The organism is Arthrobacter sp. W4I7, assembly GCF_030816215.1.
GTDB classification, from domain to species: Bacteria; Actinomycetota; Actinomycetes; order Actinomycetales; family Micrococcaceae; genus Arthrobacter; species Arthrobacter siccitolerans_A.
The window spans coordinates 3,856,019-3,874,237 of record NZ_JAUSXU010000001.1 but is presented as its reverse complement, the minus strand read 5'-3'; the positions used below and the strand labels follow the sequence as shown (position 1 = coordinate 3,874,237).

At 65.8% G+C, this 18,219-nt stretch carries 18 protein-coding genes and 1 pseudogene; 6 read left to right on the top strand and 13 right to left on the bottom strand.

Annotated features, from left to right (window positions below):
- Positions 1 to 149: 149 nt before the first annotated feature.
- Positions 150 to 1,664 (top strand): XRE family transcriptional regulator, encoded by a 1,515-nt coding sequence (locus tag QF047_RS17450; protein WP_307279658.1) that lies wholly within the window; start codon positions 150 to 152, stop codon positions 1,662 to 1,664.
- 1 nt (position 1,665) lies between these two features.
- Here the strand turns inward: QF047_RS17450 and QF047_RS17445 are convergent, their stop codons facing one another.
- From QF047_RS17445 to QF047_RS17430, 4 genes are all read right to left on the bottom strand, one after another.
- On the bottom strand, positions 1,666 to 2,172 hold the full coding sequence (locus QF047_RS17445) for a hypothetical protein (protein WP_306637969.1): 507 nt from the start codon (positions 2,170 to 2,172) through the stop codon (positions 1,666 to 1,668).
- Positions 2,173 to 2,277: 105 nt separating this feature from the next.
- Positions 2,278 to 3,306 carry a TAXI family TRAP transporter solute-binding subunit gene (locus QF047_RS17440; protein WP_307279656.1) on the bottom strand — a complete coding sequence of 343 codons (1,029 nt, stop codon included), beginning with the start codon at positions 3,304 to 3,306 and terminating at the stop codon, positions 2,278 to 2,280.
- On the bottom strand, positions 3,299 to 4,753 hold the full coding sequence (locus QF047_RS17435) for a HAMP domain-containing sensor histidine kinase (RefSeq protein ID WP_307279655.1): 1,455 nt from the start codon (positions 4,751 to 4,753) through the stop codon (positions 3,299 to 3,301). Before QF047_RS17435 ends, QF047_RS17440 begins: the two co-directional genes overlap by 8 nt.
- Positions 4,750 to 5,418, bottom strand: a complete 669-nt coding sequence (locus QF047_RS17430; protein WP_307279653.1) for a response regulator transcription factor — start codon at positions 5,416 to 5,418, stop codon at positions 4,750 to 4,752. The genes QF047_RS17435 and QF047_RS17430 overlap by 4 nt, the downstream gene beginning before the upstream one ends.
- Before the next feature lie 328 nt (positions 5,419 to 5,746).
- Between QF047_RS17430 and QF047_RS17425 the strand changes: the two genes are divergently transcribed.
- Positions 5,747 to 7,141 carry an MFS transporter gene (locus QF047_RS17425; protein WP_307279651.1) on the top strand — a complete coding sequence of 465 codons (1,395 nt, stop codon included), beginning with the start codon at positions 5,747 to 5,749 and terminating at the stop codon, positions 7,139 to 7,141.
- Positions 7,142 to 7,377: 236 nt separating this feature from the next.
- Positions 7,378 to 8,619, top strand: a complete 1,242-nt coding sequence (locus tag QF047_RS17420; RefSeq protein ID WP_307282032.1) for a serpin family protein — start codon at positions 7,378 to 7,380, stop codon at positions 8,617 to 8,619.
- A gap of 33 nt (positions 8,620 to 8,652) precedes the next feature.
- Here QF047_RS17420 and QF047_RS17415 read toward each other — a convergent pair whose 3' ends face one another.
- Positions 8,653 to 8,964, bottom strand: a complete 312-nt coding sequence (locus tag QF047_RS17415; protein WP_307279649.1) for a hypothetical protein — start codon at positions 8,962 to 8,964, stop codon at positions 8,653 to 8,655.
- Positions 8,965 to 9,061: 97 nt separating this feature from the next.
- Between QF047_RS17415 and QF047_RS17410 the strand changes: the two genes are divergently transcribed.
- The gene (locus tag QF047_RS17410; RefSeq protein ID WP_306637977.1) at positions 9,062 to 9,670 is read left to right on the top strand and encodes a TetR/AcrR family transcriptional regulator; all 609 of its coding nucleotides are present in this window, start codon (positions 9,062 to 9,064) and stop codon (positions 9,668 to 9,670) included.
- A gap of 18 nt (positions 9,671 to 9,688) precedes the next feature.
- Here QF047_RS17410 and QF047_RS17405 read toward each other — a convergent pair whose 3' ends face one another.
- From QF047_RS17405 to QF047_RS17375, 7 genes and pseudogenes are all read right to left on the bottom strand, one after another.
- Positions 9,689 to 10,546, bottom strand: a complete 858-nt coding sequence (locus QF047_RS17405; protein ID WP_307279645.1) for a hydroxymethylpyrimidine/phosphomethylpyrimidine kinase — start codon at positions 10,544 to 10,546, stop codon at positions 9,689 to 9,691.
- A 111-nt stretch (positions 10,547 to 10,657) separates the two neighbouring features.
- Positions 10,658 to 11,407, bottom strand: a complete 750-nt coding sequence (locus QF047_RS17400; protein ID WP_306637980.1) for a dienelactone hydrolase family protein — start codon at positions 11,405 to 11,407, stop codon at positions 10,658 to 10,660.
- A 35-nt stretch (positions 11,408 to 11,442) separates the two neighbouring features.
- Positions 11,443 to 12,783, bottom strand: a complete 1,341-nt coding sequence (gene tgt, locus QF047_RS17395; RefSeq protein ID WP_307279641.1) for a tRNA guanosine(34) transglycosylase Tgt — start codon at positions 12,781 to 12,783, stop codon at positions 11,443 to 11,445.
- A gap of 32 nt (positions 12,784 to 12,815) precedes the next feature.
- A complete protein-coding gene (locus QF047_RS17390) occupies positions 12,816 to 13,541 on the bottom strand; it encodes an SRPBCC domain-containing protein (RefSeq protein WP_307279639.1) in 726 nt (241 codons plus the stop codon).
- Between the two features lie 60 nt (positions 13,542 to 13,601).
- Positions 13,602 to 14,620 (bottom strand): annotated as a pseudogene (locus tag QF047_RS17385) (DUF6707 family protein).
- An 87-nt stretch (positions 14,621 to 14,707) separates the two neighbouring features.
- On the bottom strand, positions 14,708 to 15,247 hold the full coding sequence (locus tag QF047_RS17380) for an NUDIX hydrolase family protein (protein ID WP_306637984.1): 540 nt from the start codon (positions 15,245 to 15,247) through the stop codon (positions 14,708 to 14,710).
- A 9-nt stretch (positions 15,248 to 15,256) separates the two neighbouring features.
- Positions 15,257 to 15,991: a VOC family protein gene (locus tag QF047_RS17375; RefSeq protein ID WP_307279636.1), complete on the bottom strand. Its 735-nt coding sequence runs from the start codon at positions 15,989 to 15,991 to the stop codon at positions 15,257 to 15,259.
- A gap of 71 nt (positions 15,992 to 16,062) precedes the next feature.
- On the opposite strand from QF047_RS17375, the gene QF047_RS17370 reads away from it, so the two are divergent.
- The gene (locus QF047_RS17370; RefSeq protein ID WP_307279634.1) at positions 16,063 to 16,662 is read left to right on the top strand and encodes a YdeI family protein; all 600 of its coding nucleotides are present in this window, start codon (positions 16,063 to 16,065) and stop codon (positions 16,660 to 16,662) included.
- Between the two features lie 110 nt (positions 16,663 to 16,772).
- Positions 16,773 to 17,042, top strand: coding sequence for a hypothetical protein (locus QF047_RS17365; protein WP_307279631.1), 270 nt, complete (start codon positions 16,773 to 16,775; stop codon positions 17,040 to 17,042).
- Positions 17,043 to 17,057: 15 nt separating this feature from the next.
- Here QF047_RS17365 and QF047_RS17360 read toward each other — a convergent pair whose 3' ends face one another.
- Positions 17,058 to 18,164 (bottom strand): ABC transporter ATP-binding protein, encoded by a 1,107-nt coding sequence (locus QF047_RS17360; RefSeq protein ID WP_306637989.1) that lies wholly within the window; start codon positions 18,162 to 18,164, stop codon positions 17,058 to 17,060.
- Between the last annotated feature and the right edge of the window lie 55 nt (positions 18,165 to 18,219).

Here is an 18,219-nt window from a genome sequence, read left to right as displayed (position 1 = left end):
CGTTGATCTCCTTGATTGAGCTCCGGATCGGGTAGGTGGGAACCACGTCGTTGGGGTTCCCACCGGCTCTTCCGGTGCGGTGTTTCTTTCCGTGAACACCACTTTTCTGCATTTGCAACAGGCTTTCTAGACGAAAACTATGGAAAGAAATGCACTTCTTCACGTATTCTTCAAAAATGTCGCCTTCAAGCTGGAACAGGGAAGTTTTGCAGCCGCCGTCGCCGGGGACGGTGGCGGAACTGGATGTCATCTCACTTGGCCGCCGCGTGCGGCACCTCCGCAAGCAGGCGGGGCTTACCCTCGAAGGCCTGAGCGCCGCCGTTGGGACAGCCCCGAGCCAGCTGAGCCTGATTGAAAATGGAAAGCGGGAACCGAAACTCGGCCTGCTGCAGCACTTGGCGTCCGCACTCAACGTGAGCATCGATCAGCTGCTCGGGGCTGAACCTCCCAGCCGCCGCGCCGCCCTGGAAATCGAGCTGGAGCGGTACCAGCGCGGACCCCTCTATGAATCGCTGAACCTGCCGAAAATCCGCATCAGCTCGCGGCTTCCGCTCGATGTGCTCGAGGCCCAGGTGGGGCTGCTGCAGGAGCTCGAGCGCAAGATGAACGAGCAGGTGGCCACCCCCGAAGAGGCCCGCCGGGCCAACGGTGAACTGCGGGCGATGATGCGGGAGCGAGGCAACTATTTTCCGGAGTACGAGGCCGAAGCGCAGAAGGTCCTCAAGGAGGTGGGTTACACCACCGGGCCGCTGAGCCAGCACGTGATCGCGGACATCGCGGAGCACCTCGGTTTCACCCTTCATCACGTGGGCGATCTGCCGCATTCCACCCGCTCCGTCACGGATTTGAAGAACCGCAGAATTTACCTGACCCAGAGCCAGCGGCAGGACCACGATCCCCGCTCGGTGCTGCTGCAGGCTCTGGGTCACTACGTTCTGGGGCATGAGACGCCCCGGAACTACGGCGATTTCCTCGCTCAGCGGGTGGCCACCAATTATTTCGCCGCGGCACTTCTCCTCCCTGAACAGGCGACCGTGGAATTTCTGCAAAAAGCCAAAACCGCCAAGGAAATCGCCGTCGAGGATATCCGCGACGCATTCGCCGTGTCCTACGAAACCGCGGCCCACCGCTTCACCAACCTCGCCACCAAGCACCTGGGCATCACCACGCATTTCCAGAAGACGCACCAGAGCGGGATCATCTACAAGGCGTATGAGAACGACGGCGTGAGCTTTCCGCAGGACCACACCGGAGCCATCGAGGGGCAGCCCTCGTGCAAGGCGTGGACATCGCGGGCGGTCTTCGACGTGCCGGACAAGTTCAGCGCGTACAGCCAGTACACGGATACCCCGTCCGGCACGTACTGGTGCACCGCACGCACCGAGCGGTCCGCGAGCGGCGAGTTTTCATTGAGCATCGGGGTGCCGTACCAGCACGTGAAGTGGTTCCGTGGGCGGGAGACGACGGCGCGGGCTACGTCCAACTGCCCGGATCCCACCTGCTGCAAACGCCCGCCGGAATCCTTGACGTCCCAATGGGCCGGGAACGCCTGGCCGTCCGCCCGCGCCCACTCGCACCTCCTGGCCGCCATGCCCCCCGGAGCATTCCCCGGCGTCGACGAGACCGAGGTGTACACCTTCCTGCAGGCGCACTCGGGGAGTTGATCTATCCAGACTTGCGACTGATACCCGCCGTTGTCGCCTGCGGGTTGCGGAGGGCCCAATTCAGGTCGAGCACGATGATCTCACGCAGGAAGCCATCAAGTCCCCGGTAAGATTCCTGGCTGCCGGTCCAGAGGCCTGAGTCCCGGAGAAACAGCACAAATTCGTGCAGACAGATGGTGGCGATGACGCCCTCGTCGACAGAGCCCAAAATGAGAGTCGCTACCTTCGGCGCAACTTCCGTCGGCTCCAACGCAGTTATTGGCCCAGTTCTGTTGGATTCAGGATAATCATGGAAAAAGCCTGTCAAGTGCTGAAGGACCACCCTCACATCAGTCCTGTATTGTTGCCCGGCGTACCAACGGACAAAGGCGGGCGTCAGCGAATCCAATTCCCGGATGTTGCGGGTTGAGGCCAACGCGACTTCCGGCTTAACGTTCAGGGCAGGGTTCCGGGAACGCTTCCTGACACTGCTTCCATCGCCCGCCTCCCGGTCGCTCTTTCTGGCCACGTTGATCCCCACCTTTGTTGCCGCGATTGACTGTAGCCAAGACGCTACGGAGGGAACCCGGTCGGCCGCTATGACGGCGGACTGTATGTGGACAACGCAAAGACGTTACCCGTGGAGCTCCCGGTATGCCGCGGCTGCTGCGGGGTGCAGCGGCAGGCCTGCGGTGTTGATGAGGGATTCCGGGCTCAGGAACTGGACGCCCAGGCTGGATTGGGGGATGAGCTCCTCCGCGCGGCCGACCAACAGCTCCACGGTTCGCTTTACTGTGGCGTCCGCCAGGTCGCTCCGGCACAGCAGCAGGTTGGTCACACCAACCGTCCACACCGCGGGAAGTCCTTCGTATGCGCCGGCCGGAATCAGTACCCGGTCGTAGAAGGCGCCATATCTTGTGCGGAGGGCAGGAAGCAGTACGGAGAGATCCAGGAAACTGAGTCCCACGTCGTGATGGGCGGCAGCGATGGCGGCAGTGGGAACGCCGCCGGACCAGAACAAGGCATCCACTGACCCGTCGCGAAGTGCTGTCAGGCCGTCGTTCAGTCCCAGATTCAAGACGGTAACCGTCTGCCCGCCAGGGCCGGCGGAAGCCGCGCCGGCGGCCACGGACGTGAGGCGGGCTGCTACGAGCAGGCGCGGTGTGGTCAGGGAAGTACCCGAACCGGGTTCGCCCACAGCCACCGTCCTGCCAGCCAGATCGGAGATTGTGCGAAGACCGCTGGCCTGCCGGACCGCACAGTGTACGTAGTTCTCGTACACCCGCCCGAGGGCTGTGATTCCTGCGTCGGAAGGGCCCTTTCCCGCTGCCCTTTGCACCGCAGCATCAGCGAGGGCGACGGCGAACGTGGCCCGCCCGCTTAGCAGGTGCTCGAGGTTGTCCAGGCTGCCGCCCGTCTGCAGGGCGGTGGCCTGGCGGGCCACCCCATTGCGCTGGAGCGAGGCGGCAAGCAGGGTGGCGAACTCGAGGTAGAAGCCGCCTGGCTCGCCGCCTGCAACAACAAGCGAATCCAGCCGGTCTTCCGGAGTGCAGGCGCCCAGGGCCGGGAGCAGAATCCCGGCCAACCCGGCTGCAACACCGGTCTTGAGGATTCCCCGCCTGGACATGGAGAGTGCACCCAGAGGGTAAGAAAGATCACCCATGCGGGGCCGCCTGCGCGTTGACGTGCCCGGCCCGAACCTCCGCGGCGCGTGGAAACTCCAGGCAAGCGAGCAGGCCGTGGGGCTGCGCCTCAGCCAGTAGAAGATGTCCGCCATTCGCCACGGCCAGCTTGTCCACGATGGTCATGCCCAGGCCGTTGCCGCCCACGGCCTGGTGCTGCTGTGAGCGCCAAAACCGCTGTGTGGCAACGGACCGTTCCTCGGGTGAAAGCCCCGGCCCGTCGTCGGAGACTTCCATCACCACAGTGTTGCCCCGCGTGCGGACAGAAACTGCAATGTTGGCGCGGCCGGCGTATTTGATGGCGTTGTTCAGCAGTTCACCAACCATCTGGGCAAGGTCGTCAGGGCGGCAGACGATGAGCGCAGGCTGTGGGGGCTGGTTTTCGAGGAAAATGGAGGCTCCTGCGAGCCGTGCAGCGGGTTCTGCCCGTTCGGTTTCTCCCTGCAGGATGGGGAACGGGTCAATGGGGGTGCGGTCCTTGTCGGAGATCCTGGCGGGCGGGGCGCCTGCGGAGTCCTCGAAAGCCCGGTGCTCGGCTGCGGCAAGCTTCAGCACGCCGTCCAGGATCTTTTCCAAACGTTCGAGCTCGGTGACAACGGCGGCCGCAGCGGCCCGCTCCTTGGCTGTTTTCAACTCCAGTTGCAGCAGGTCGATCCGCAGCCGCAGCGCTCCCACCGGGTTGCGGAGCTCATGGGACGTGTCAGCAATGAGCTGGCGCTGGGACTCGATGCTGTCGCTGACACTTTGCGCCATGGCGGTGAAGGAGCGGCTCAGCTCCCTCAGCTCAGGCGGGCCTTCCGCGGGCAGCTGGCCGCTCCGGCCGGTGGTTTCGAGTTCGGCAACGGCGGCATTAAGCCGGTGAACCGGGCGCAGCACCCAGCGGGTCACCCGGGCCGCGGCGATGAGGAGTATGGCGGCGAGGGCGGTCGCGGCCATTCCGACGGCGAGCCAGCGTTCGCGCAGTTTCTGCCGTGCAGCGTCCTGGTTGACGTCCAGGACGGCCGCCCCGAGTACCTGGCTGGCACTTCCGAAGGAGCGGGAGATTACAGCCGAGCCTGTGCCGAAGGGTTGGAGCGGCGCCAGGGCAGTGTCATTGAGGTTAAGGCTGGCCCTGGCCAGGGCATCCCGCACATCCGCCCGGTCTTCGCTGAGGCCGCCGGAGCGCAGGGTCCCCTGCTGCAGCCGGATCAGGACCCCTTCCCCGTAGAGCTCGGAATATCTGTCCATTTCAGCCTGCAGCTGGGTGGCGTCGCCGCCGTCGGCCCCGGCGTCGAAGGCAACCTGGGCGAGCCGGTTGAGGGAGGCAGCCCTGTTGATCTGGAGTTCCTGCGTGAGTTCCCTGCCGGCGGAGGCCAGGATGGTGTTGGAAGCAATGAGGACCAGGAGGACGGACAGGACGCTCAGGACCCCGAGGACACGGAGCCTCACGCAGGGTCCGCCTCGATGCGATAGCCGACGCCGCGGACGTTGATGATAAAGCCCGGAAGCCCGAGCTTGGCCCGGAGCCCCGTGAGATGCACATCGAGGGCCCGCGAGGAGGCGACGAACGCATCACCCCACAGGGAGTCCAGGATCTGCTCCCGGGTCACCACCGAGCCGGCATGGCCCGCCAGGAGTGCGAGCAGGTCGAATTCCGTGGCTGTCAGGGGAAGGTCTTCCTTATCGAGGACAGCCACCCGGCGTTCGAGGTCCACTTCCAGTTTCCCGAGCGTGATGACCCGCGGCCTGGTGTCCTGCGACCTGGCGGCCCGGCGGGTCACCGCCTCAATGCGGGCCAGCAGCTCCACCAGCTTTACGGGTTTAACCAGGTAGTCGTCGGCTCCGGAGCGCAGGCCCAGCACCACGCTCCGTTCGTCGTCCCGGGCGGTGAGGATCAGGATGGGGACAGGGGTCACCCGGCGCAGCTTCCGCAGGACCTCGAGGCCGTCAATATCAGGAAGGCCCAGGTCCAGCAGGATGACTTCGAACCGGCGATGCTCGAGGAGGGCGTCGGCGCCGCGGGAAACCCTGCTTGAGGTATGCCCGGCAGAAACTACCGCCGCTTCGAGGGCGGATGCCATGGCGTCGTCGTCCTCGACGATGAGCACATCCATAGCCAGTTCCTGTTCCTTTTCGAGTGGCGTGGTGTCACGGGTCCCCGCACCGCTGTGCCTGCCCTTGGCAGATTACCCCCTTCCCCGAATCTCCGCGTGGCGGGGGACCGGGCAGAACCCCCAATAGAAAAGAAAACCTAAGGAAGTGTTAGGAATTCGGGTTTCGCTTGGGCTGTGCCCTGGCTCACGAATAGCTTGGGTAAGGTCCTCAAGCTTTGCGGGGGGATGAACAACCTCAAGGAGGAACCATGAGCAACGCTGCCATGGACAGCACAAAAATCAGGCCGGAGCGGACAGCGGGGGCCGCGCAGCCAAGGAAGGTTCAGCGATGAGCACCCAGCAAACCGCAGCAGTCAGCGAATCAGCGCAGACGCGCCGGGCAGTCAGCAACATCCTCAAAGGCTCCGCCGGAAACCTGGTGGAGTGGTACGACCTCTACGTCTACACCGTCTTCGCCGCCTACTTCCAGTCGCACTTCTTCAACTCCAAGGATGACCTCCAGGCCGGCCTGGAAGCGATGGCAGTGTTCTCGACGTCGTTCCTGATGCGGCCCATCGGCGCCTGGTTCTTCGGACGGTACGCGGACCGGAAGGGCCGCAAAGCAGCACTGACCCTCAGCGTGACGCTGATGTCTGCCGGTTCCTTCGCGATCGCGGTCCTGCCCACCACCCAGCAGGTGGGCGTCTGGGCCTTGATCCTGCTCATCCTGATCCGCCTCATCCAGGGGTTCTCCGTGGGCGGCGAGTACGGTACCAGCGCCACCTACATGTCAGAGGCCGCAACGTCGAAGCGCCGTGGCTTCTTCTCCAGCTTCCAGTACGTCACCCTGATCGGCGGGCAGATGCTGGCCCTGCTGGTGCTGGTCATCCTGCAGAACGCCCTTGCCAAGGACGCGCTCACCGAGTGGGGCTGGCGCATCCCGTTCGCTATCGGGGGCGTGGCCGCGCTGGTGGTTCTGTGGCTGCGGCGTTCAATGGAAGAGACGGTTTCAGAAGAACAGGTACAGGCGGCGAAAACGCCAGTGGCAGCAGGGGTTGCCCAGCCCGGCACCATGAAGCTGCTGTTTACGCAGTACTGGAAGCCGCTGCTGATCTGCATCGGCGTCACCTTGGGCGGCACGGTGGCGTTCTACACGTACACCAACTTCATCCTGAAGTTCATGAACGATACGTCCGGCATCGCCAAGACCGACACCTCCGTGATCAACTTCTGGGCACTGTTCATCTTTATGCTCCTGCAGCCTGTCTACGGCATCATCTCGGACAAAGTGGGCCGCAAGCCGCTGCTGCTCTGGTTCGGCATCACCGGGGTCCTGTTCACCTGGCCGCTGCTCGCCACCCTGTCCAACACCAAGGATCCGTTCACCGCCTTCCTGCTCATGATGGGCGGACTGCTGATCGTGGGTGGCTACACCTCCATCAACGCCCTGGTGAAGGCTGAACTGTTCCCCGCTTCCATCCGTGCCCTCGGCGTCGGCCTGGGTTACGCAGTCGCCAACTCCCTGTTCGGCGGCACCGTCCCGCTCATCGGTTCCGCCTTCCAGAAGGCCGAACGGGTGGACCTGTTCTTCACGTATGTCACGGTAGCCATTGCCATCTCGCTGCTGGTTCACATCTTCGCGTTGAAGAACAAGAAGGCGACCCACCTGGACCAGGAACAGGGCCACGCCTGGGTGCAGGCGCCCAAGGACGGCGACAAGGAAAAGGACTCCGTGGGCGCTTAGCCTCCACGAGGAGAAACAAAGGAAGTACGACACGGCGGGTGGCCACCCGCCGTCGTACCCTTCCCGGCAAGAACCTCGCTTGGGATCCTGCGCGCCTGGTGCGAGACCCAAATGAATGCAAAGCGTGACCGTCCAGGCATCGCCCCTGGCCGTCGTCGCTGTTTCACTGGATGCAGGCGGGTGTCCGCCTGGTGATGCCGGGGGAGGCAACTGCAGTGATTCGTATCCAGCGGACCATGGTGTTCGGCGCCGTCCTGGCCGTGGCGGGTTGCGCGGCCCCGGCGCCGCCGGAGCTACTCACGGCCGACGGCGTCGAACGGGTTGCCGTGGACAGGGCCGCCTTCCGCGGGGAACTCGCTGCCTTCCGGACTTCCGCCTTCACGCTGGGTGATGCCCTGCTGGCCGGCGGGGGAGAGGGCAACGTGGTTGCGTCGCCGGGCAGCCTGCTGATCGCGCTGGCGATGCTGCGGGCCGGTGCCTCAGGGGAAGCCGCAGCAGAGATGGACGCCGTGCTCGGGCTCTCTGATGCCGGCCGGGACGAGGCCATGAACGCCTTGCTCGCGTCCTTGGAAGAATACGACGGTGACCCGGGCTCCGTTGACGAAGAGAACCCTCCTGCCAAGCCGCTGATGCATACCGCGAACGGGTTGTTTGTGGACAGGAATGTTTCCACGGGTGACGACTTCCTGGAGACGCTGGCGAAGCACTACGGCACCGGCGTGTACCCGGTGGACTTCCGCGACGAGGCAGCCACCAAGCCGGCCATGGACGCCTGGGTCAACAGGAACACCGGCGGCCGGATTGAGAAGGCGCCGGCCCGGTACGACACCAGGAACACCTTCAGCCTCCTCAACACCGTTTATTTTGCCGCGGCCTGGGATGTCCCGTTCAGTGCCGAGGCCACGTCGGATGAACCGTTCGCAACGGCGCAGGGGACTGTCACCGTGCCCATGATGCATGGCCTGCAGCACATGGCGTTCGCCGAGGGCCCCGGCTGGCAGGCGGTGGACCTGCCGTACGGCGAAGGGTTCGTGATGCGGCTGGTGCTTCCAGCCGAGGATTCCGACGGCGCTGCTGCTGCCATCAAGGCGGACCTGTTGGCCGAGGTGTCAGCTGCCTTGGAGGTGGCAGAACCTGAAGTCATCGAACTGGCGCTGCCCACCTGGGACCACAAGAGCAGCTTTGATGTGCGGGCGGTCCTCGAGCAACTGGGCCTCCACAAAACCTTGGAGACGACGACCGGTTTTGATGCCATCCAGCCGGGCCTGATGCTCACCCAGGCCGCGCAGGAAGCCAACATCACGGTGGCCGAGAAGGGAACGGTGGCCGCCGCCGTCACCCAGATCAACGGCATGGTGACCAGTGCCCCGGCCCAGCCCGAAAAGTCCATCACCTTCGACCGGCCGTTCCACTACCAGATTGTGCATGTGGAGAGTGGCCTGCCGCTGTTTATGGGGAAGGTCGCAGACCCGCGCTGATGGATGGCTGCGGGCAGACCCGAGCTGTCAGGGTTAGCGGCTGGACTTTGCAGCAGCGCGCCGGACGATCCCGCCGTAAGCTCCGAACAGGCGCGGCAGCACAACATACACGGCAGCCGGAACCACCACGAGGGTGAGCGCCAGGGCGCGCAGAACCGGATGCCAGCCTTCCGTCAGTGGGGCGCTCAGCAGCATACCCACGGCTACAAGGGGGAAGATGGCCAGCCAGGTGATGACTGCGCGGACGTGGATGGACGGCGCGGGTGGAGCAGGCGGGGCGGACGGAACCGCGGCTGTGGTGGCCGCTGTTGGGAGGGCGGGGGCGGGAACGGTGGTGTTGTTCACGGGAATCTCCAACTATACGGTTGCTTTGTTGGGATCGAGACTAGACCTGCAGCCGGCAAAGTGCAACTACCTAGTTGGAAACGCGTAGAATAGCGTCATGGCCTGGAATACTGAACGAACCAAAGCGCTGCTGCTGGCTGCCGCCACGGAGGAATTCAGTGAAAAGGGCCTGGCCGGCGCGCGCGTGGACCGGATCGCAGCCGCCGCGGGCGTCAACAAGGAGCGCATCTACCAGTACTTCGGCAAGAAGGACGATCTGTTCGACGCCGTCCTGGCCGCGGAACTGGTGCGCGTCATGACCGAGGTCCCCATCGAGGGCAACGGCCCTGCGGCCGTGGGAGATTACGCCGCGAAGCTTTTTGACCGCCACACCAAGGACAGCGCCCTGGCCCGGCTGCTTTTCTGGGAAGGGCTGGAGCGCGGCCGCAACACCGTGGACCGGGCCACCCGGGCAGACCACTGCGCCGCCAAGGTGGACCAGATGCTCCGGGTTCTGCCGGGCATCGACCGCACCGATGCAGCGGACCTGGTCCTCACTATCGTGACGCTCTGCGACGGCTGGACCGTCCTGCCGCAAATCGACGCACTCCTGGCTGGCGCCGCGCCGGACCGGCTGGAACGCCGTCGGGCCTTTATTGCCCGTACCGCCATGCTGACGGCCGAAGCCCTCCTGGCAGAAGCCCCCGCGGCTGCGGCCAGTCAGTAGGCGAATGCGGCTGAGAGGTTAGCGCGGGCCGCCCTGCCACAGGGCATCGAACGGTGCGCCCGAGGCCACGCGGTTCCGGATTCCGGCGGTGACGAAGGCCTTCGCCGCGCGTGCGGCCTCCAGCGGCGCCGCACCCTTGGCAAGCTCGGCGGTCACGGCGGCTGCGAGGGAGCAGCCGGCACCGGACACGGCCACCTCGCCCACCTTCTCCGCGCGCAGCACCTCGAGGGTTTCGCCGTCATAGAAAACGTCGACGGCGTCCGGGCCTTCCAGCCGCACCCCGCCCTTGGCGAGCACCGCCGCACCGCTGATTTCGTGGATGCGGACGGCCGCCGACTTCAGCGACTCCACGTCCGTGATCGTCAGGCCGGACAGGGACTCGGCCTCGAAATGGTTCGGTGTCACAAACGTGGCCAGCGGAAGGATCTGCGCCTTGAGCGCCTGGTCCGTGTCCAGCGCGTGCCCGGGCTCCTGGCCCTTGCAGATCAACACGGGATCCAGGACCACGTTGCGGAACTGGCCGCCGTCGAGGGCGCCCGCCACGGTGCTGATGGTCGCCGGGCTGCCCAGCATGCCGATCTTCACCGTGTCCAGCACGGAGGGCGCGCCGGACGACGGGCCGTACGCCGCCGTGGTCGCCTCCAGCTGGTCGGCAATCACCTGCTGGTCCACCGGCACAAAGCGGTGGTTCCAGCTGTCGTTCGGGTTGAAGGACACGATGCAGGTCAGGTTGGCGATGCCAAAGACCCCCAGCTCCTGGAAGGTCTTCAGGTCTGCCTGCGCGCCGGCACCGCCGGTGGCTTCGGAACCGGCGATCGTCAGGACGACGGCGGGAGCTGCAGCGGGGGACTGGACATCGGCGGTAACGGAAGTCATGGCACCATCCTGCCATCCGGCGCCGGCCGCCCGCCTTGTGTGTCTGAACAGCGCCTTTCCCTGAACCCGTTCAATGCGACAACGGGGCCGGAATTCTTGCCCAAGGAGCCTTCAGGCCTTGAGTGTGGCGTCGAGCAGGGCCCGCAGCTCCCGGAAATGACGCTCCGTAGCCTCCGGATGGAAGGCTGAGGTGTCTGCCATCGAGTAGCCGTGGGATGCGCCGGGGTAGATCTCGTTCGATGCTTCAAGGCCCGCAGCCTGGAGCGCCTCACCCAGCCGGGCGACGGCGTCGGGGGCCATGCTCTGGTCATGGTCCGCGTGGCCGAACACAAACCGGGCGCGGGCGTTGCCCAGGGCCAGGTGGGGGCTGTCCGGGGCGTCCGTCGCCAGGCCGCCGCCATGGAAACCGCCACACGCCGCCACCACGTCTGGCCGTGCGGTGGCGGTACGCACCGCAAGCCTGGCTCCCATGCAGTAGCCGAAGGCACCGATGGGACCCGGCGCTGCGCCGTCGATCGCCCCAAGCGCCTTGACCCACGCATCGATGTCAGCCACGGCTTTGTCCGGAGTGAGGCGGCCCACCCGCGGGAACGCGGCCTTGCCGGCGGCCGCCCTGCCCTCCGCCGTGGCCATGTCCGCCGCAGGAGCGAGCTCGCCGGCCTTGCCTTCCCGGTAAAAGACGTTCGGGGCCAGGACAACGTAGCCCCAGTCGGCCACCCGCTGGGCCATGTCCTGGATGCGGGGGCGCAGGCCGAACGCGTCCATGTAGAGGATTACGCCCGGAAAGGGGCCGGTGCCAGTGGACGGACGGGCCACCAGGGCTTCGGCGGTGCCTGCTGCGGCGGGGATTTCGATGAGCATCCGCTCAGGATATCGGAACCGGCATGGGCGCCTGCTCAGGAGTAATACCGGCCCAGGGTCTCGGCCTTGAACTCGAAGAAGGTGCCGGCTTCGATGGCCAGCCGTGCATCGTCCACCATCTTCACCACGAACCGCTCATTGTGGATGGAGATCAGCGTGGCGGAGACCATCTCCTTGGCCTTGAACAGGTGGTGGATGTACGCCCGCGAGTAATGGGTGCACGCGTAGCAATCGCAGCCCTCCTGGAGCGGGCCGAAATCGCGCTTGTACTTGGCGCCCGAAAGGTTGAAGCGGCCCTGCGGCGTGTAGAACGCGGAGTTCCGGGCCACGCGGGTAGGTGAGACGCAGTCGAAAGTGTCTGCGCCGTTTTCGATGGCCGTGAAGATATCGTCCGGCTCGGAGATGCCCAGCAGATGGCGCGGTTTGTCCTCCGGCAGTTCCTCGTTGCACCACCGGACAATCGTGCCCAGGTTCTCCTTCTCGAGGGCCCCGCCGATGCCGAAACCGTCAAATGGCATGGCGCCCAGATCCCGGCAGGCTTTCCGGCGCAGGTCCTCGTACTGGGCCCCCTGGATCACGCCGAACAGTGCCTGGTACGGCTTGCCCTCACGGGCCGAGGTCAGCCGGAAGTGCTCCTCGATGCAGCGCAGCGCCCACAGCCGCGTTCGCTCCAGCGATTCCTCCTGGTACCCGCGGGAGTTCTGCAGGGTGGTCAGCTCGTCGAAGGCGAACATGATGTCCGCGCCGATCTGGTGCTGGACCTGCATCGAGATCTCGGGGGAGAAGCGGTGCTTGTCGCCGTTCAGGTGGCTCTTGAACCAGACGCCGTCGTCGTCGATATGGGCCAGGCGTTCCTTGCCGGGAGCTACGGCGTCATCCGGTCCGGAAGTATCCACCGATTTCATGTCGATGACCTTCTTGAAGCCCGAGCCCAGGCTCATCACCTGGAATCCGCCGGAGTCCGTGAACGTGGGCCCGGACCAGTTCATGAACGCACCGAGGCCGCCGGCTTCATCGAGGATGTCCGCTCCCGGCTGCAGGTACAGGTGGTAGGCGTTGGCCAGCAGTGCCTGCGCGCCAAGGTCAGCCATCGATTCGGGCAGCACCGCCTTCACCGTGGCCTTCGTGCCGACGGCGATGAACGCGGGCGTCCGGATTTCTCCGTGGGGCGTCGTGATGGTGCCGGTGCGGCCCAGGAATGCACCGCCGTTGGACTCCAGTTGGGCAGCCGACGGTGGGCACGTTTCGGCAAGGCGGGAGCCTACTCGGAAGCCGAACTCGGACTGCCGGGAGAGCGCGCCAGGCAGCGCGGCTTGCCTGGCTGGGGCAGCCGCCGGGGCAGCGGGGGACGGAGCGGAAACAGGGTTGGCTGGCACCGTACCAGTGTGCCAGCAATCGGGCAGGTCCCTCAGCTCACCGGTTCTGATGTGGGGTAGTTCTCAGCCCGCCAGGAGTCCCAGGATGTGCGGATCGCGTCCACCCCGGCGGCACCCAGGCCGTAGGTGGAAACAATCACCAGCGATCCGCCGTCGGGCCGGACGTCCGCGATTTTTGGCTGGTCGGCAACTATCAGCAGGCCGTCGCCGCGATCCGCGTAGCTGTGGACCGTGAGGCCCACCTGGTGATTGCTCCGGTACCAGACTTTCCCGGAGATCTTCTCGCCGGTGGCCAATGTCAGCCCGTAGTCCTCGCCCGGCGCCGGCACATCCGAAAGGCCGAGCTTTTCAATGCCGGAGCCTGGTCCGCCGGGAACTTGCAGGAACAAGGTGTGGCGCTTGCCGTGCGGGTGGTGTTCCAACGCGAAACGGAGTTGCTGCAGGAATGTCAGCCAGCCCTGGGTGATGTCCTCGTCCCACGCAGCCCATTCCGAATTGTGGTCCAGCGCTGCCCGGGTGATGCTAACGCGGGTTCCGTTGGGCTCCGGATGGAGCTCGAAGACGTCGCCGCCGTGGACCGTGAAGCTCGTGTGGTCCGGTGATTCCTCTTCGTCCCCGGAAAAGTAGATCTGATTGATCTCGGCGTCCAGGTCCTCGGCCTGCCAGCCGTGCCATTGGGCCACCCTGGCCGGTTCGCGCAGCATCGTCCAGACCTGCGGCGCGTCAGCATTGATCACAACGCTCAGATTGTTCGTCATAGCCCCGAATGTACAACTCCGGCCCGGCGCCGGATAGGGGTTATTTGTTCACGGCCGAAGTCAGGCCCGGACGGCCTCAAGTTCGTTGCTGATGCGGCGCTCAAGCTCACCCGGACCGATGGTTTCCGAGCCTCCGTGGGCCCGCAGGAACAGCAGGGATTCGAGCCGCAGGAGCCGCCATTCCCGCTCGGCGTCATGATTGGAGTTGTCGATGGACCGGAAGATTTCCTTGTCGTACAGGTTGGGCTCGTTGAGACCGAGCGCTGCCGGACCTTGGCCGCCATCCTGGCCTTGAAGGCGTCCGTTTCCTGGTTTTCCGGGGTGCGGATCAGCTTCTCGTAGACCTCCGCCCGCTCCTCCTGGCCGTTCTGCCGGCAGATGTAGCTGGCCAGGGCCAGGGAAGCTTCCACGGAGGCCCACCGGCCGGGATTCCCGTCATAAGGCAGGACATTGAGCAGGTCCGCGACGGCCAGCGAACCATCGGCGTCCTTGAGCGTGACAAACAGTTCGTGCGCGAGGTCGCTGAGGTCCTTCAGGCAGCTGCCCGACTTGAAGTTGACCCCTTTCGCCAGCCGGTCGGCCAGCAGCAGCACACCCTCCGCATCCGGGTGGGCTTCGGCCGCAGCCTCCACCACTGATTCCGGCGTACCCTTCGGCGCCGGAATCAGTGCTAGCTCCTCCTCGCCGGGGCCGGTTGCCGCCGGGGGAACCGGGGGCAGGGGAGGTACGACGACGGCGGGGGCCGCAGGTGCCGCAGCCGCCTCTTCGCCGGGCTGCCCGGGCGTGGCTTCCCCTGCCGGCCCAACCACCTCGACCGGACCGGCCTGCAGCGGAAGCTGCGTGACGGCGTCGGCCTCTCCGCCCACAACAGTCACCGCAGTGCCCACGGCGATGCGCAGGGTCCCGCCGCCTGACAGGCTGGCGAGTACCAGTGCCGGCGCGCCGAAGTCGTCTGATTCAAGCTCAACCTGGCTGATTTCCGCTGTCCGCTCACCGCCGGGCAGCAGGATGTGGCTGCCGGTGGTCAGAGATCCAGCCTGCTGTTCCCTGTAGTTACGGGCGGCTGGTGTTTCGGTCATGGGAGTCCTTAAGTTCTCTTGCGGTCCGCCCTACAGTCTACAAAGGAGGGCACCGGAAGTCGGGGACGCCGGGTGCGGCCGAGGGTGTCAGAACCCCACGCCCGCGAAGGCCAGCGCCTGCCGGATCAGGCCGCCGCGGCCGCCCGTGAACTCCAGCTGCACGCCGGGGCTCAGCACTTCCTCGGGGGTCATCCAGGTCAGCTCCAGTGCGTCCTGGCGTGGCTCGCATTCGCCCGTCACCGGGATCACGTAGGCCAGGGACACGGCGTGTTGCCGCTCATCGGTGAAACCGGTCTGGGACGGGGCCGGGAAGTACTCCGCCACCGTGAAGGGGACCGGGCTGATGGGCAGCTGCGGGAACGCCAGCGGACCAAGGTCCTTCTCCATGTGCCGGAGCAGGGCTGCCCGGATGGTCTCGCGGTAGATGACCCGCCCGGACACCAGCGAGCGGACCATGGTGCCGTCCTCGTCAGCCTGGAGCAGGGTTCCCACTTCGTTGACGAAACCCAGCGGATCCAGCCGGACAGGCACAGCCTCGACGTACACCATGGGCAACCGCCCGCGCGCCTCAAAAAGGTCTTCTTCGGAGAGCCAGCCGGGATTCGGGTCAGGTGTGCGCACGTTCATGCTTAAGTTCTACCCCATGGGACGGCGCTCGGAGATCCACACCGTGGCCGGCACGTGGGCCGTGCCGGGCCCGGCGTCCGGGCTGGGCACGTGGAGGGTGCTCCCAAAGGCCTCCTCGGTCATGGTTGCCTCAAAGCCCGCGGCGGCGAGGCGGGCCCGCAACGGTTCCAGGCCGCCGTCGTACTCAAAGCCCAACCCGGGGCGTGGCGGGCCCGCTGCCGGACGCACCAGCAGGACCCCTCCGTTCTTGGCCGTGAAGTCGGCGGTTTCGTCAGCGTCAGGCACCGGGCGCGGACGGGCGCCAATATGTTGCAGCGTCCGGGCTGCCGCCGCGGCGTCCTCGGTGAACCAGACCCCGACGACGGCGAGGGCCGGGTCGGCATCAGCGCACTGGGCCATGTGGGCGGCATGGTCAGCCAGGAAAGTGAATCCGTCCGGCGCAGTGATCCTGCAGGTTTCGCCGTGGTCCGCCGTGATGATTTCCGCGGGTGAGGTTCCATCGTCCTGGGCCGAGAGGTTGGTGCGGCGGGCGAACTCGGCGAGATCACCCACCTCCACTGTGAACGCGGTGGTTCCGTCCTCTTCGGCTCCGTGCGGTACTTCATGGAGGGCAAAGCGGCCCGAACCGGAGTCGAAGACGCGGAACCCGCCGTCGCCCTCGGTCAGAACCAGACCCAGTGTGGTGAGGAGCCGGTCCCAGGACTCGATGGCGGAGGTGAAATGCAGTGGGCGCACGCGGAGCATTAGTGGTCCTTCGTTTCGGGAAACCGGGTATGGCCATGTTGCCACGACCGGGACGCAGGCAGAATAGGGCCATGGCTGTTGAACTGGAGGAGCTGCTGGTGCCGGACGCCGCCGCCTGGCGTGGCTGGCTGGAGGAAAACCACAAGGCCAGTCCCGGCGTGTGGCTGGTCCTGCACAAGAAGGGCGGGCAGGTGACGGAGTTGGACTACGCCGCCGCCCTTGACGAGGCCCTGTGCTTCGGGTGGATCGACGGCCAGGGCAAAAGCCGGGATGCAGAAAGTTCCCTCCAGCGGATGACCCCACGCGGACCCAGGAGCGTATGGTCGGCCCGTAACGTCACGCATGTGGCGCGGCTGGAAGCCGCAGGCCGGATGACCGAGGCGGGCCGGGCAGCCGTGAACGCCGCCAAGGAAGACGGCCGCTGGGACAAGGCCTATGAGGGGCAGGCGGCGGCCGAAGTTCCGGCGGACCTGGCCGCCGCCATCGCCGCCGTTCCGGCCGCCCAGGCGATGTTCGATGTCCTTACCAAAACCAACCGCTTTGCCCTGATTTACCGGACCAACTCGGTCAAACAGACTGCCACCCGCGAACGTAAGATTGCGGGGTTTGTGGAGATGCTGGCCCGTGGTGAGGCGCCGTACCCGCAGAAAAAGCGTCCAGCCGGGCTGTAACAGTAATTGGGTCCTTGTGTTCGGACGCGTAGGGTAGAAGGTTCAATTGCGCTGGTGCCGCCTCCTCATCCGGGGGCGGCATTTGTGTGTTCGGCGACGGAACGAAAACCATGATCCGCAACCCCTTCAAAAATCCCAGGCAAACTTTCCCGGGCCGCCCCCTTTGGTGGCCAGCCGGGGCGGCCGTTGCCGCCCTGGTGGTGGTCCTCACCCTGGTCCTGTCCGGCAATGCCGGGAAGGGGCCGGCTGCCACGACGCCGCAGACACTCACCTCGCTCGTTTTCCCGCCGTCAGGCACCAAGGACGTGGGGCTCGCTGCAGCGGGCGTCCCGGTGAACGTCAAGAACGGCACAGTCACGCCGCTCGCGGGTATCCGCTGAGGCTTCTGGGACGCGTCAGGGTTCGATGGGAAAGGCGACGCCTTCGCCGACTACCCGAAGGCACAGCTCCATCCCCGGGCGGGCGATGCTGGCGTTCCAGTGCCGGATAGTGATGATCTCGCCGCCGCCCGGATAACGGTGGTCGCCTCCGCTGGCAAGCTCCGGGGGAACCGCCAGCTTGAGCCGCACGGTGGTTTCCGGACCGAAGTAGTCGGTGTCCACCACCACGCCGCGGATGGGGCCATCCTCGGCGATGCGGATCTGTTCCGGCCGCAGCATCAGCTGGACCCTGCCCTGTGCGGGAGGCCGGCGGACGGGGATGCCGCCGAGTGAACAGGTGGCGAGCGAACCTTCCATCCACGCGTCCAGGATGACGGCGTCGCCCAGGAACTCGGCAGTGGCGCGGTCAGCCGGGCGTGTATAGACCACAAAGGGGTTACCGATCTGCGCAAGCTTCCCGCCGCGCATCACCGCCACCTGGTCGGCGAAGGACAAAGCTTCAGCCTGGTCATGGGTCACGAGGATGGTGGTCACGCCGGCCTTGTTCAGGACCTTGGCCACTGCCCGCCTGGTGGCTACCCGCAGGCCGGCGTCGAGGGCGGAGAACGGCTCGTCGAGGAGCATCAGTTCCGGTTCGCGTGCCAGGGCCCGGGCCAGGGCAACGCGCTGCTGCTGGCCGCCCGACAACTGGTGGGGGCGCCTCTTGGCCATGTCCGGATCCAGCGACACCATCTCCAGCAGCTCGCGAACACGGTCTTCCACTGCCCTTCGGCCGCCGGGCAGTTTTGCCGGGTCAAGTCCGAAGGCAACGTTTTTGCCCACGCTCAGGTGGGGGAACAGGGCGCCGTCCTGGGCCACGTAGCCGATGTGCCGTTTGTGCGCCGGTACCCAGGCGCCGTCCCCGGCGACCTTCGCACCGTTGAGCGAGATGCTGCCGGTTACCGGATGATCAAACCCTGCGATCAGCCGCAGCAGCGTGGTCTTGCCAGAGCCGGACGGGCCAACGATGGCGGTGGTGCCGCCCCGGGCGATGGAAAGATTAACGCCCTTGAGGACAGACTGGCTGCCGAAATTCCGGGTGACGTCCGTGATGACCAGGTGACTGTCCGTGGAGGTAGCCACGGAGGGGGCGACCCGCGGTTCCGGCAGCCGCGAGAGCGCCTGATCGGCCGGTGCT